The organism is Corynebacterium sp. HMSC063A05, from assembly GCF_001809695.1.
Lineage (GTDB): Bacteria > Actinomycetota > Actinomycetes > Mycobacteriales > Mycobacteriaceae > Corynebacterium > Corynebacterium amycolatum.
Map to the genome: position 1 here is coordinate 115,444 of NZ_KV798504.1, position 13,752 is coordinate 129,195.

General features: G+C 58.8%; 11 protein-coding genes and 1 tRNA gene. 7 read left to right on the forward strand and 5 right to left on the reverse strand.

Features of this window, described 5'->3' with window-relative positions; translation table 11 throughout:
* The first annotated feature begins 108 nt into the window (after nucleotides 1–108).
* The 3 genes from HMPREF2651_RS07020 (at nucleotide 109) to HMPREF2651_RS07030 (ending at nucleotide 3,417) form a co-directional block, all read left to right on the forward strand.
* Nucleotides 109–1,044, forward strand: a complete 936-nt coding sequence (locus tag HMPREF2651_RS07020) for an aldo/keto reductase (RefSeq protein WP_038625448.1) — start codon at nucleotides 109–111, stop codon at nucleotides 1,042–1,044.
* A 108-nt stretch (nucleotides 1,045–1,152) separates the two neighbouring features.
* Nucleotides 1,153–2,316 (forward strand): hypothetical protein, encoded by a 1,164-nt coding sequence (locus tag HMPREF2651_RS07025; protein WP_193393890.1) that lies wholly within the window; start codon nucleotides 1,153–1,155, stop codon nucleotides 2,314–2,316.
* Entirely contained in the window at nucleotides 2,317–3,417 is a 1,101-nt protein-coding gene (locus HMPREF2651_RS07030; RefSeq protein ID WP_049181033.1) for a quinone-dependent dihydroorotate dehydrogenase, read from the forward strand.
* Between the two features lie 138 nt (nucleotides 3,418–3,555).
* On the opposite strand, the gene HMPREF2651_RS07035 is transcribed toward HMPREF2651_RS07030, so the two are convergent.
* The gene (locus HMPREF2651_RS07035) at nucleotides 3,556–4,128 is read right to left on the reverse strand and encodes a YbhB/YbcL family Raf kinase inhibitor-like protein (RefSeq protein WP_038625444.1); all 573 of its coding nucleotides are present in this window, start codon (nucleotides 4,126–4,128) and stop codon (nucleotides 3,556–3,558) included.
* Nucleotides 4,129–4,354: 226 nt separating this feature from the next.
* Here HMPREF2651_RS07035 and HMPREF2651_RS07040 point away from each other — a divergent pair.
* Nucleotides 4,355–4,440, forward strand: a tRNA-Leu gene (locus HMPREF2651_RS07040).
* Between the two features lie 79 nt (nucleotides 4,441–4,519).
* Here HMPREF2651_RS07040 and cls read toward each other — a convergent pair.
* Nucleotides 4,520–6,013: a cardiolipin synthase gene (cls, locus tag HMPREF2651_RS07045; protein WP_080972837.1), complete on the reverse strand. Its 1,494-nt coding sequence runs from the start codon at nucleotides 6,011–6,013 to the stop codon at nucleotides 4,520–4,522.
* Nucleotides 6,014–6,201: 188 nt separating this feature from the next.
* Between cls and HMPREF2651_RS07050 the strand changes: the two genes are divergently transcribed.
* On the forward strand, nucleotides 6,202–6,534 hold the full coding sequence (locus HMPREF2651_RS07050; protein ID WP_038625442.1) for an ArsR/SmtB family transcription factor: 333 nt from the start codon (nucleotides 6,202–6,204) through the stop codon (nucleotides 6,532–6,534).
* A gap of 157 nt (nucleotides 6,535–6,691) precedes the next feature.
* Here the strand turns inward: HMPREF2651_RS07050 and meaB are convergent, their stop codons facing one another.
* From meaB to HMPREF2651_RS07065, 3 genes are all read right to left on the reverse strand, one after another.
* Complete coding sequence (meaB, locus tag HMPREF2651_RS07055) at nucleotides 6,692–7,804, reverse strand: methylmalonyl Co-A mutase-associated GTPase MeaB (protein ID WP_038625439.1); 1,113 nt, start codon at nucleotides 7,802–7,804, stop codon at nucleotides 6,692–6,694.
* A 66-nt stretch (nucleotides 7,805–7,870) separates the two neighbouring features.
* Nucleotides 7,871–10,090 carry a methylmalonyl-CoA mutase gene (gene scpA, locus HMPREF2651_RS07060; RefSeq protein ID WP_038625437.1) on the reverse strand — a complete coding sequence of 740 codons (2,220 nt, stop codon included), beginning with the start codon at nucleotides 10,088–10,090 and terminating at the stop codon, nucleotides 7,871–7,873.
* A gap of 8 nt (nucleotides 10,091–10,098) precedes the next feature.
* On the reverse strand, nucleotides 10,099–11,991 hold the full coding sequence (locus HMPREF2651_RS07065; RefSeq protein ID WP_038625435.1) for a methylmalonyl-CoA mutase family protein: 1,893 nt from the start codon (nucleotides 11,989–11,991) through the stop codon (nucleotides 10,099–10,101).
* Between the two features lie 386 nt (nucleotides 11,992–12,377).
* On the opposite strand from HMPREF2651_RS07065, the gene HMPREF2651_RS07070 reads away from it, so the two are divergent.
* Together HMPREF2651_RS07070 and HMPREF2651_RS07075 are read left to right on the forward strand one after the other, a co-directional pair.
* Nucleotides 12,378–13,049: a TVP38/TMEM64 family protein gene (locus HMPREF2651_RS07070; protein ID WP_052155516.1), complete on the forward strand. Its 672-nt coding sequence runs from the start codon at nucleotides 12,378–12,380 to the stop codon at nucleotides 13,047–13,049.
* Between the two features lie 128 nt (nucleotides 13,050–13,177).
* A complete protein-coding gene (locus HMPREF2651_RS07075; RefSeq protein WP_038625431.1) occupies nucleotides 13,178–13,750 on the forward strand; it encodes a hypothetical protein in 573 nt (190 codons plus the stop codon).
* Nucleotides 13,751–13,752: the final 2 nt, after the last annotated feature.

Genomic DNA, 13,752 nt, shown 5'->3' on the forward strand with positions numbered 1-13,752 from the left:
TCGTCCGATTTGTGTTGTGGCTATAGCGAGGTTTCGGCGCGGCCGTAGCGAGACCTCTCCCGCGGAAGCTTTCCCGCGACCGCACACAGGTGTCCTAAAGTAAAAATCGTGCAACAACGAATTCTGGGCAACAGCGGTTTACGCGTCTCCGCCTTGGGGCTGGGTACGGCCACCTGGGGTGCGGGTACCAGGCAAGACGAGGCCGGACGCATCCTGACGGACTTCCTCGACGCCGGAGGCAACCTTGTCGATGCTTCCCCACTCCACGGCGGCGACACTGTTGCCGACATGCTGGGTGCAGTCATCGCAAAGCGCGGCGTTGCCGACGAATTGGTGCTTTCGGTCGCATCTGGCATACACCCCGAGCGGCCCGTCGGCAGGCGCGTGGACTGCTCGCGTAAGACACTGCAAAAGGACCTCGACGATACGCTCGGACGCCTCGGCGTCGAACACATTGATCTGTGGTCGCCCGGCTACTGGGATGGGCTGACCCCACCGGAAGAGGTCGCCGACACCCTGGAATGGGCTGTACGTACTGGGAAAGTACGTTACGCCGGACTGCGTGGATACAGCGGATGGCAAGCAGCGGTGACGCATGCCGCCGCGAATCGAATCGCTCCGGTGTTCGCACAGCATGAGTACTCGCTGCTCCAGCGAAGCCCTGAGGCTGAGCTGCTGCCCGCCTGTGAGCATTTGGGTCTCGGCTTTATCGGTGGCGCCCCACTGGCCCAAGGTGTGTTGACCGCCAAATACCAACACATCATTCCGGAGGACTCCCGCGCTGCTTCCGAACACGCGGACGCAGAGGTACAGGACTACCTCGACACACGCGGCGTCACGGTCGCAGGTGCGCTGACCACCGCAGCCAAGGGGCTCGGCGTCAGTGCTGCCGTCGCAGCGGTTTCCTGGGCGCGCGATCGGCCGGGCGTCACCTCGATCCTCGTTGGCGCTCGAGACCGCGCTCAGCTACGCGAAAACCTCACCGCCGAACAACTCACGCTGCCACCGCAGATTTGCAACGCGCTTGACGACGTCACGCTGTAATCAGTAACCGCATTCTTATAAAGGCTTATAAAGCGCAACGAATGCGAGAACTTCCCACGGCTGGAGGCGTCCACAAAGTAATCCGGCCGGGGTGGTAGTTTCTATAGCGTGAGTGAAAACAGTCGTCGACGTGTCATAACCTCCCTTCTAGCGGGGCTTTCCGCTAGCGCAGTGGTCCTGGCAGGGTGCTCCTCCGATGTGGAAGGAGACATCGATGCCGGAATGGGCAACGCCACGCCAGTACCGGCCGCTTCACCCGCTGCTCCCGATACTGCTATCGGGAAAGCCAAAAAGATCGATGAGGGCATCACTGATGCCGTGCTGGTCGGCGATCGAGTTGTCCTGAAGGCCGGGGACAAGATTTTTGCCGGTCCGCTGAATAACCCAATCGAGCGTTCGATGAAGCTGGACGCGAAGTGTGGCGAGCTCGCGCCGGGCGGCCCTAATGCTCTGCTGCCGTGTGAAGATGGCATCCATGTCATTACTGACCAGGCTACGGAAACGGCCGTTGTTGGCCGTGGCACCAACTACTCCGCCGCAGTTGGCCTGGAAGGCGGCCGCATCATCGGTGCCCATGCGGATAGCAATGTGGTCGATGTGTTCGGCGCTGACGGCGAGTTGGCCAGTGACTTCAAGGCTGCCAATAACGGTTCGCAGTTCGCTGTGATTCCCAAAGCGGACAATGACGCGGACGTCAAGCTGTTAGAGGTCAACCGCCCGGAAACTTCGGTGCATGAGCTCAAGCTCGATGAGTCTCGTGCTGGCTCTGCGCTGCGTGCGGGCATTGGCGTCGGCAAGGTGGCGTCCGGTGACCATGCCATCGCTGCCGCAGACACCAAGGGCAGCCAGCTGCTTATTTACACTGCCACTGACGTCATTCGGCTCCACCAGGCAGCTCCGGCTCCGGAGGCCCCGTGGGCGGTAGCAGTCGATGAATCGCGCGGAATTGTCTGGGTGACTTCGACGAAGGTGAACAAGCTGACTGGCTACGACATCAGCTCGGGTACCCCAGTCAAGGTCGCGGACATCAACACGGTTGCAGACCCGCAGTCGATTGTTGCCACCGAGGATGGTCAAATTGGCGTCTTCTCAGCTACCGGTGACGGGGCTCAGATTTTTGACTCCGCGGACGTCGATAAGGCAATTGCTGATTTCAAGCAGGATGCAGAGAAAATCCGTGAGGAGATGTCGGTTCGGGAGCCAGCCGATAAACTACCGACCGGTGCAGGTGACACCAAGGGAGCAGACGACTCCGAGGGAGAGACTAAGTAGATGCCTTCGAAACTTCGCGCCAAGTCCTATCAACTCGCGCTAAAGGCAATGTTCCAGGTCCCGGCAGAGCAGATTCACGAGGCCATCTCGAAGACCCTGAAGGGGCTGCAGAAGTCGGAGAGTCTTCAGCGGGCGGTGAGCAAGCTACTCGTTGTTGACGATGCTGTGCTGCGTCAAACCGTGTTCGGTGTGGACTTCCCGCGTCCGCTGGGGCTCGCCGCGGGCTTCGACAAGGCTGCTATTGCCCCGGATTGCTGGGGACCCATTGGTTTTGGCTACGCGGAACTGGGAACCGTGACTGCCAAGCCGCAGCCGGGCAATGATCGCCCGCGTCTGTTCCGCCTGAAGGAAGACCGCGCCATCTTGAACCGCATGGGTTTCAACAACCCCGGTGCCGCCGCTGTAGCGGAGAACCTGCGGGCGCGTCGCAGCGACGACGTCATCGGTATCAACATTGGCAAGACCAAGGTAACTCCGCTCGAAGAGGCCGTCGATGACTATCGAGAATCGGCCAGCCAGCTCGGAGGCTTGGCGGACTATGTGGTTGTCAATGTCTCCTCACCGAACACGCCGGGGCTGCGCGACCTTCAGGCGGTAGAGTCCCTGCGGCCGATTCTGGCAGCGGTGACTGAGGAGACCGACTCGCCGGTGCTGGTCAAGATCGCTCCTGATCTCTCCGACGAGGATGTCATTGCAGTTGCTGACCTGGCTGTTGATTTGGGGCTGGCGGGCATTGTGGCAACCAACACCACCATTTCTCGCGAGGGCCTGCGTACGCCCGCGGATAAAGTCGCGGAGATGGGTGCCGGTGGAGTCTCGGGTGCACCTGTGGCAGCTCGGTCACTAGAGGTACTGAAGCTGCTGCACGAGCGCGTCGGAGACAAACTTGTTCTCATCAGCGTCGGCGGCATCGAGACTGCTGAGCAGGCATGGGAACGGATTGCCAACGGTGCTTCCCTGCTGCAGGGCTACACACCGTTGATTTATGGCGGTCCAGACTGGATTCGTGACATTCACCAAGGGTTGGCTCGCCAGATTCGAGCTCAGGGCTTCTACTCCATTTCGGAGGCTGTCGGCTGTGGCCTACCGTGGCGTGGTTAACTGCTGAGAGCCGTTGAGGCTTTTTAATCCAATAAACACGCGACCCCGGGTCCTGCTGCCATGAAGGCGCTGGCCCCGGGGTTTTCTGTATGAGTAGCGTGCCCGGGCGGTTGAGTTGCCCGTGTGGGCGTCGTATCCCTACTCCCCGACGTTCTCCCACCACGGCGTGATGATGGCACGCGCAATCGAGTGGAAATACAGGTTGAAGCCAAGCACTGTCGGCGTCGCATCTTCCGGAACATCAAGCTTCTCGACGTCGACCGCGTGCACCGCGTACATGTAACGGTGTGGGGCATGCTGCGCCGGTGGGTTAGCTCCGTAGTGACCACGCATGCCAGAGTCGCCGACAAGCTGGATAGCACCGTCTGGCAGCTTAGAGCTGTCTTCGGAGCCAGCTCCCTGTGGTAGACCCTTTTCGGTCGCTGGAATGTTGAACACAGCCCAGTGCCAGAAGCCCGAAGCGGTCGGGGCGTCCGGATCGAAGCAGGTCACGGCAATGGACTTCGTGCCCTCCGGCAGATTGGCCCAATCCAACTGCGGGGAAACATTCGACGGAGCGCGGAATTCATCCGCAATCTTCTCGCCGTCCTTGATATCTGGCGAGGACAGCTCGAAGGTTGGCAAATCCTTCAGCGGTGCGTACGGATCCGGGCCCGGGAAAACCGGAGCATTTGTAGCGTTGTTTGTGGTGTCGTTGGAATTCGTAGTCATAACTACCAGTGTGCCTACTTTATGAGCGCGCTGCAGGGACTTCGCCAGACTGCCTATCCTCAGTGCCGGATTCTCAGCGTGAATCCAAGGCGGATGCGGGGCTAACAACGGAGATGTAATTACACCCCGGTTTGGCACCTTAATACCACGATGACCTGCCAATTTGTGTTTCATTATGTAGTCGGGATACAGTATCACAGGTCAGCACGGAAGTGCTTCCTACCCGGTCCGGGTGGCGGAATGGCAGACGCGCTAGCTTGAGGTGCTAGTGCCCTATTAACGGGCGTGGGGGTTCAAGTCCCCCTCCGGACACAAGATAAATCCCGAGAAACTGCAGTAAATGCAGCTCTCGGGATTTTTGTGTTTTCTGGCGGACCTCTATGGTAGTGCCCTATTGCAGCGCCGAGGTCAAGCGGAAAACAGAGTCCAGGTAGCGCTGGCGAAGGGGGCGGTCATTCCATTCCTCCTGGGTGAGCAGGAGGGATTTGTCGCGGTACTCGTCGGCAAGCGTGATCAGTTTGTCCACGATGGAACCGGCGGCGGAAAGAAGCGTGATCTCGTAATTGAGGCCGAAGGAGCGCATATCTAGATTGGACGAGCCGAACATGGCCATGCGGTCGTCGATAACCATGAACTTGGAGTGCAGGACGGCAGGCGCCGGATAGCGATAAATCTTCACGCCAGCGGTTAGCAGTGCCTGGTAATAGGACTGCTGCGCGTGGCCGACCATGAACTGATCGGACTCTTCGTTAACGTAGAGCTGAACGTCGATACCTCCATATGCGGCGGAGGTCAGCGCCATGAGCATGGACTCGTCCGGGACGAAGTACGGGCTGACGGCGATAATCCGCTCGTGCGCCTGGTAGATCATGTTATTGAACACGCGCAGGTTCGGCTCCGTGCTGAAGCCCGGACCCGACGGCAGCACCTGGACCACGTTGTAGTTGTCGTTGACCTCAGTGGTGTGGAGTGAATAGTTCCTGGTGGCATCTGGGGTCTTGTATAGCTCGCTGGTCCAATCAACCGCAAAAATTGCGTCGAAGGCCAGCGCAATATCGCCCTCGAGCTCAATCCATGTGTCCACCCAGCGGCGGCCGATCTTATGATTCTTTTTCTTCTGATATTCGGGCTCAATCAAATTCTGCGAGCCCATGAATACAATGTCGCCATCAATCACTACGAGCTTGCGGTGATTACGCAGATCCAGGCGGCGCCAGGTGAGCTTCAGTAAGCTCACGGGCAGCATTGGGTGCCAGGAGATTTTGGACTGGTTCAGGCGTTTTTTCAGCTTGTAGTAGCCGGGGTATTTCCACGAACCAATTGGATCGACCAGTACCTTGACCTCTAGTCCCCTGTCGAGCGCGCGCTCGAGAGCCTGTATGAAAGGCTCCGTGCTGGAATCCAGTGCAAAGATGTAGGACTGCACGTGGATAGATCTCTGAGCCGCATCGATGGTCTCAATCATGCGGTCAATGGAGGCATCGAATTCGGTGAAAAGTCCCTTTTCCGCGCTGGCAATTGCCGGCATTCCCGTGAGCTGACGCGAGAGCTTGAATACGTTGACAACGTCATCTTCTATCTTGGCATCGTCCGGTACGTCGGGCAGATGCTCGGTACGTTCCGCAATGAGCTCCTGTGCCAGTGCCTGTACCTCGTGCCGGCGGCCCGTGATCTGCTGCGAGCCCAGGAAGAGGAACAGAGGTAGGCCGATAAATGGAATTAGCAGAATCAGTAGCAGCCACGCCGTCGAAGCCGATGGGCTTCGGTTTTCCGGCACCCATCCAATCGCGATGAACTTAATCGTGTAGTCGAGCGCGAAGAATAGTACTTGCCACCACGTTAAGTCCTCCACCAGCCATGGGAAGGCGCTCATCAACCAATCCATGCAGATGATATTACTGAAGGAATTTTCAGTACCTTTGGTCGCTGTCCCTTAGGAGCGCTCTCCCCTCTTTTGCGACAGCTTATTGTGACATCTGAAATTGAATACTGATATCAATACGTAGTAGTGTTCACCTTATTGAACATACTAAGTGTTTGGCATGTCGACTTCGAAAGGACTTACCCCTCCAAATGACTGAGAAGGCTCCTACGAGCACCGAGCTCGACGTTGCCACTAACGTACTGAAGTTGATGGCGGACAAGACGCGTCTCTCCATCCTGTCACTCCTTCGTGACGGGGAGATGACCGTCACCGCCATCGCTAGTGCGCTCGATCGCCCCATTCCCGCGATTTCTCAGCACCTGGCGAAGTTGCGCATGGCCAATATGGTGCAGGCCCGCAAGGAGGGCACGTCTAGCTTCTATTCTCAGCCCGACGAGCACCTCACCAACCTGGTGGTCAACGCTCTCCACTTCGCCGAACACACTCTCTACAGCGATCCGCCCCATCACCGCGGTCAGTAGGCGCACACGGATACGCTCGCTTTACGACGAAAACCCCGCGACCCAACCGGACAGACTCCGATAAGTGATCGCAGGGTTGCTTCTCTTTGACGCTGCTAGTTTCCCATCCGCGCGGCTAGGAATTGGACTCGCTGGTGGGAGCTACGTTGTTCAGGACCTAATCGTCGAGCCCGGCGTTCGGTGCCCTTCCTTTGTCGAATGCCTCCATGATGCGCTGGGCAGCGAGCGTCGGTGTGAGCTGCCCCGAGCGGAGTTGTTTTTCCACCAGGGAACTCTCTATCTGCACAGCCTCGTTGGTGTTGAGTCGCTGCAAGAGCGTTTCGTGCACCATGGACCACATCCACTTAATCTGCTGGTTAGCGCGGTTTTCATCGAAGAGATGATTCTCGTGCATAGCCTCGACATGGTCTTCGATGGCTTGCCAGAACTTGTCGATGCCGTCGTCTTCCAATGCCGACATAGTCAGCACCGGTGGAGTCCAGACTTGATCTGAGGAACGCACCATCTTCATGGCGGTCATCAGGTCACGCGCAGCGCGTTTTGCCGGGCGCAGGTTCTTACCATCCGCCTTGTTGATAGAAATCACGTCGGCCATTTCCAGCACACCCTTCTTGATGCCCTGGAGTTGGTCACCAGCGCCGGCGAGTGCCAGAAACGCAAACGTATCCACCATCTGTGCCACCGCGACCTCGGACTGGCCGACGCCGACAGTCTCGACGATGACAATGTCGTAGCCTGCGGCTTCGAGCACCACCATGGCCTCACGCGTTGCCTTGGCGACACCACCGAGCGTGCCCGCAGAAGGCGACGGACGGATGAAGGCTTCATCCGCGGCCGAGAGCCGGGACATACGGGTCTTATCGCCCAGAATCGAACCACCGGACTTCGTTGACGACGGGTCGATGGCCAGCACTGCAACGCGGTGGCCCTCCTCGATCAACTTCAGCCCAAGGGTTTCAATCGTGGTTGATTTACCGACGCCGGGGACACCGGTAAGACCGACACGCATAGCCTTTCCGGAAAATGGCAGCAACTTCACCAGTAGTTCCTGAGCCAGCACCTTATGCGCCGGAGCAGTCGACTCCAACAGCGTGATCGCCCGAGCCAACTTAGTGCGGTTCCCAGCTCGCACGCCCTCAAAGAGGTCGTCGACATCTATCCGTCGTCGCGCACGACGGACGACTTCGGGAGCTACAGCGGTCTTTCCCTCAACAACCGTGCCAGCGGTAGTGACGAGGGTGCCCAGGTTTTCTTCAAGAAACTCGTTCATCGCTACTTCTCAATTCCGACAACGCGCTGAGCTGAACGCTCAGCTCAGCGCGTATGCGGTAGTTAATTAGGACTCTTCGTCAACGGCAATGTCGAGGCCCAGCTCGGCAGAGAGCTTGGTCATCATGTCGATTGCCGAATCAGCGATGACAGTGCCCGGCGGGTAAATAGCCGCGGCGCCGGCATCGTAGAGTTCCTGGAAGTCGCCCGGTGGGATAACACCACCGACGACAATCATGATGTCCTCGCGACCCAGCTTTGCCAGCTCATCGCGAAGAGCAGGCACGAGCGTCAGGTGTCCGGCGGCTAGCGAAGAAACACCGACGACGTGGACATCCGAGTCGACTGCCGATTTGGCGGCCTCCTCCGGAGTCTGGAACAACGGCCCCACGTCAACGTCCATGCCGAGGTCCGCGTAGGCGGACGCGATGACCTTCTGGCCGCGGTCGTGACCATCCTGGCCCATCTTGGCCAGGAAGATACGCGGACGGCGACCTTCCTGCTCTTCGAACTTATCGGCCATGGCGATGGCCTTGGAGACGTTAGACACGGCACCCTCCTTGCCAACTTCGTCCTTGTAGACGCCGGAGAGGGTACGAATCTCGGCCTGGTGGCGGCCAAAGACCTCTTCCATTGCGTCGGAGATTTCACCGATGGAGGCCATGGCGCGAGCACAGTCGACAGCGAGCTTCAACAGGTTCTTGTCCAGGTCCCCCGGTTCACCCGGGTTACGGCAAGCGTCGGTCAGAGCGGCCAGTGCCTTCTGAACCTCTTCCTCGTCGCGCTCGGCACGCAGGCGAGCCAGCTTGTCAATCTGCTCCTGGCGTACGCGGGAATTCTCAACCTTGAGAACCTCGATGGCCTCGTCTTCTTCGACCTGGTACTTATTCACGCCAATGAGAGCCTGGCGCCCCGAGTCAATACGAGCCTGCGTACGAGCTGCCGCCTCTTCAATGCGGAGCTTCGGAATGCCCTCGATAGTGGCCTGTGCCATACCGCCAGCCTCTTCGACCTCGTCGATGTGCTGGCGTGCACGCTTGACCAGCTCGTTGGTCAACCACTCGATGTAGTAGGAACCAGCCCACGGATCAACCGGACGCGTGGTGTTGGACTCCTGCTGGAGCAGCAGCTGAGTGTTACGAGCAATACGGGCCGAGAAGTCAGTCGGCAGTGCCAAGGCCTCGTCCAGGGCGTTGGTGTGCAGCGACTGGGTGTGGCCCTGCGTTGCGGCCATAGCCTCAACAGCAGTACGAGCGACGTTGTTGTAGACGTCCTGGGCGGTCAGCGACCAACCGGAGGTCTGCGAGTGAGTACGCAGGGACTGCGACTTCGGGTTCTTCGGACCAAACTTGCCAACCAGCTCAGACCAGAGGATACGGCCTGCACGCAGCTTGGCAATCTCGGTGAAGGTGTTCATCGAGATGCCCCAGAAGAAGGACAGACGCGGAGCGAACTTATCAACTTCCAAGCCAGCGTCAATACCGGCCCGCAGGTACTCGATGCCGTCGGCAAGCGTGTAAGCGAGCTCGAGGTCGGCCGTCGCGCCGGCTTCCTGAATGTGGTAGCCGGAAATCGAAATCGAGTTGAATTTCGGCATTTTTGCCGAGGTGTACTCGAAGATCGAAGAGATGATTCGCATCGAGGGCTTCGGCGGGTAAATGTAGGTGTTACGAACCATGAACTCCTTGAGAATGTCGTTCTGGATCGTACCGCGCAGTTGCTCAGTCGAAACGCCCTGCTCTTCAGCAGTGACAATGTAGAAGGCCAGAATCGGCAGCACAGCGCCGTTCATGGTCATAGACACCGAGACACCGCCCAGGTCAATGCCCTGGAAGAGCTCACGCATGTCGTAAATCGAGTCAATTGCCACACCGGCCATACCGACGTCGCCGGACACACGCGGGTTGTCCGAGTCGTAACCGCGGTGGGTCGCCAGGTCGAAAGCGACCGAAAGACCCTTCTGGCCGGCCGCGAGGTTGCGGCGGTAGAAGGCGTTGGATTCAGCTGCGGTGGAGAAACCAGCGTACTGGCGAATAGTCCACGGCTGGTTGGTGTACATGGTCGGGTACGGCCCGCGCATGAATGGGGCGATACCCGGGAAAGAATCTACCGGGTGACCCTCGGCAGCTGCGGCGTCGCGGTCAGCGCGATCGTAGACACGCTTGACGTCGATGCCTTCTGGAATGGTCCACACTTCACCAGCTTCCGCGGCAGCTGCCTTGTTGGTGGCAGCTGCCGCGTCGTCGGTGTTGCGGGAGATGTCAGCGAAATTTGGGATGGTGGTCATTACTTCCTTCACGCTCCCAGTTCGTTCAGCAGTCGGGACAGCTCCGCGACAGCATCGATGGTCATGTTCAGGTATCCGTCGGGGCGAGCGTCTTCAGCGGCATTAGCGAAGCTCTTCTCGGAGCCGGCCACCAGGACCTCCTTAGCGCCTGCGGCGCGGGCGGCCTTGACAGCGTCCTGGCCCGAGGTCTCGTACTCGCTGTCGGCTGCGCACAGCACGACAATCGGAGAGGCCTTCACTGCCTCTTCGAAACCGGCCTCGCCCGGCACAACCTGGCCGGGGTTAGCGACGGCGATACCGCCGGAAGCCAGCAGGTTGGAGGTAAAACCAGTGCGGATGTTGTGCTTGGCCAGCGGACCCAGCGGCAGCATGGCAATCAGCGGACGGTTGCCCTTTTCAGCCAGGAAGTCATCGGAGCGGTTGCGCAGCGCCTCGAAGTCGCGTGCCCAACGGCGAATCGGATCGCCCTCCGGGCGAGCCTCGGGAGCCAGTGGGGCTTCAGCCAGGTTCGGGAACTCGTTGATAGCGGTGACCTTGGTGCGGCGATGCGCGATATCGGCGCGGCGCTTTTCCCAGGTAGCGTCCAGGGCGGTGCGAATATCGGCCTCTGCGGAGGTGAAACCGCCGGCGGCCTCAGTGCCGGTGAAGATCTCCCACGCCTTGTCGGCCATTTCCTCGGTCAGGTCCTCCACGAAGTAGGAGCCACCTGCTGGGTCGGCGACGTAACCAAGGTGAGACTCTTCCAGCAGCAACAGGTTGGTGTTGCGAGCGATGCGAGCCTTGAAAGTCTTGGAGACGTTCGGCATGCCGCCGACAACTGCGTAATCAAACGGCAGAACCTCAACTGAGGAAGCACCGCCGACACCTGCGGCGAAGGAGGCGACAGTTACACGCAGCATGTTGACCCACGGATCGCGCTGGCTGAACATGACCGGGGCTGTCACGGCGTGCATCGGAGCGCGGCCAGATTCAGGGGCACCGATGACCTCAGCAACGCGGGCCCACAGAACGCGAGCGGCGCGGAACTTCGCAATGGTGTCGAACTGGTCGTCGGTAGCGGCAAAGCGGAAAGAAATCTGGCCGAGCGCTTCTTCAGCGCTCAAGCCCGCTTTAGTCAGCGCACGCAGGTAGGCGACACCAACGGCGAGGCTGTAGCCGATCTCCTGGATGTTGTTTGCACCCAAGTTGGAGAAAACAACGCCGTCGACAAGCAGGGCGCGGACGTCGCCCGGCTGCTTAGCTGCCTTGACGGCCAGCTGAATGGCCTCGTCGAGAGAAACATCATCAATACCGGCAAAAGCAGAGGTCAGCGGAGCTGCAGAAAGCTCTACTGCGATGTTGTCCGGATTAGTCGGGTTTACCTGCTCGATGTAGGACGTCAGTGCTTCCGCAACCTGTGCAGTCTTCTTACCAGCATGTACGGCAATCGGAGCAAGGTCGAGGTAGACATTGTTAAGCAGAGCTGGCACGTCAGCGGCTTCGAGGGAGCCGGTGAAGTCCAGGCGGATGTCCGTGGTGCCGTTTTCCAGGGCAGTCAGCAGAGTCTCGTTGACGGCCTTTGGGTCAAGGGCATCCTCACCCGGGTATTGGCGACTGAAGGTCTCTCGAACGCCCCAACCGTTGGTGTTGTCCGAAGTGACCTTTGCGCCACGGACGAATGGGAACTGACCCGGAGCTGGGCTTTCCGCATGCTCATCCGCGCGGGTGTAGAGCGGACGGACATCGACACCGTCGTAGGTGGTCTGAATCAGTCGTTTCCAAATATCGAGCGGTACATCTGCAACGTCTTGCTTGTGCACCCGCGCGAATACCTTGGCCACGCCCTGATACCAGGAATTCTGCAATTCCTCGAAGTTTGGTGGCAGCGTGGAAGGTGATTCGGGGGTCGTTCGGTCAGTCACGACAGACCTTCTCCCTTACATGTTCTAAGCAACGCCCCCATCAATCCATGGCCGAGGATATTCGGTTGCGACAATTTCCGAATTCTCCGCGACGGAAAGGGATCTAAAGGCGTTGGCTTCCTCCAATAGTCAATAAGAGCCACTAGTCAGACGCTAAGACTCACCCGAGTGTCCGTGCACTGAACTTTTCAGCTACTTGTGCAATACCCTTACGTTCGGTTTTGTGCTGACGGGCACGTCAAGTGCTCGAGCCAAGGCATAGTGACCTTGACTCCCATCCTAGTGAAATAAAGGGCAAACGCCTTTAGCCACTGATTCGCCCTCCTTGCAGAGCCCCCAACTCGCAGGTCACACGCTTCTCCGCAATCCCCGGTAACCTCAAATGGGTGAACGTATCAGATGTGCGAATTACCCCTACACTCAAAAAGGTTCTGCTGGTGCTAGCCGTAGGTGTGGGGGTCGTCGTCACGCTGTACGTCGATGTTCCCACCGTCGCTACCATCCGGCAGTGGTCCATCGATGCCGGTGACTGGTTCCCTCTCCTCTACTTTCTCGCATACGTTGCACTGACTCAGTTTCCAATCCCCCGCACCGTATTCACTTTGGCTTCCGGAATCCTCTTCGGACCAATGCTAGGTTTCCTGCTCGCAATTACTGCGACCACGGTGTCTGGCCTTCTCTCCCTCTGGATTGTGCGGTTTTTGGGACGCGACTGGTTTCGCACGCACCTGACTAACCGCCGTCTCCTCAGTCTCGACCACCGGTTGGAACAACGCGGCTGGCTCACAGTGCTCAGCTTGCGCATGATTGCTGGCGTGCCATTTTCGTTTCTCAACTACGCCTGTGGGCTGTCGTCGATACGCACCGTGCCGTATATCATCGCCACTGCCCTGGGTTCGGCGCCGAACACACTCGCCGTCGTTTTGCTTGGCGACGCGCTGTTGGTCGGCTTCGACGTGCGCTTTGCGGTGGCCACGGGAATTCTGCTCGTGCTTGGCCTGCTGGGACTTCTTGCGGACGCCAAGTTCCCTGTCGTAACCGGTTCTTCGAAACGTTAAAACACCGCTTAGCGCTCTTGAACTAGACGTGAGTTTTTCGGCGGGCTGGTGTTGGTTGCCCGTGAGTTTGCGGAGGGAATGAACGTGTCTTAGCCCAACTGTCAAGGGGTGGGGCTAGACTAGAACGTATGTACTCAGTCTTTGCTAGGTATCGCGGTCGATCTACTCGCAGGGCAGATCACGTTCAGGCCTCTGCGCAGGCACTTTCCGGCCTGGAAGGCGTAGGAACTGTTGAGGTTGCAGGTATCGAAGAGCTTCGCGCAGCTCCTGAAAATGCTGTGGGAGTCACCACGCTTGTGCTGGCGCTATTGGCCGCAGGTGACTGGGCAGTAGGTATCGGTGTTTGTCCTCAGGACAACATTGAGCAAGCGCATCTGGCATCGAGCTCAGTCATCGGTAAGGGAGGCAGAGCTGGCACGGTAAAAACCCGCATTCGGACTAACAATCCGCGCGGTAAGGACTACTCGGAGGATATTGGCGCAGCATTCACATTGCTGCACCACGTTATCTCTCGCAGGTCCCCCGAAGGGCGCGAGGCAACTGGTTTGGTTCGCGCTGGTTATTCACAGGTAGAGGCCGCGGAAGAATTGGGAGTTTCTAAGCAGGCCGTCAATCAGCGCCTCGCAGCAGCTGGCTGGCAGGCGGAGCTGGCCGGGTGGGACCTGGCCGTCCACCTGCTTCAGCGAGCTGACGAGTTATAAAA